This is a genomic window from Pantoea sp. SIMBA_079, assembly GCF_046940275.1.
Taxonomy (GTDB): Bacteria; Pseudomonadota; Gammaproteobacteria; order Enterobacterales; family Enterobacteriaceae; genus Pantoea; species Pantoea borealis.
In genome coordinates this window covers 1-271 of sequence record NZ_JAWRYR010000313.1, presented here as the reverse complement: position 1 = coordinate 271, position 271 = coordinate 1, and the positions used below count along the sequence as shown (strand labels likewise).

At 49.8% G+C, this 271-nt stretch carries 1 protein-coding gene; it reads right to left on the bottom strand.

Features of this window, described 5'->3' with window-relative positions:
* On the bottom strand, nucleotides 1–271 hold a 271-nt coding region (locus SB719_RS20170; protein ID WP_412159744.1), incomplete at both ends, for a DbpA RNA binding domain-containing protein.

The following is a 271-nucleotide window of genomic DNA, read 5'->3' as shown; positions in this document are numbered from 1 at the left end:
CCATCAAGCCCGATATCTCCTGTCAGTGCACCTAATACATCACCCGGGCGCATTTTGGCTTTTTTCCCGCCATCGATACACAACGTTGCCATTTCTGCTTCCAGCGTCGCAATGGAACTATTAGCTGGCGGCGTTTGCCAGTTAAGTTTTATCTGCAACATGTCAGAAATGATATTGGCCCGCTGTGCTTCTTCCGGAGCACAGAAACTAATCGCCAGACCGCTATTTCCTGCACGAGCTGTACGACCGATGCGATGTACATGAACTTCAG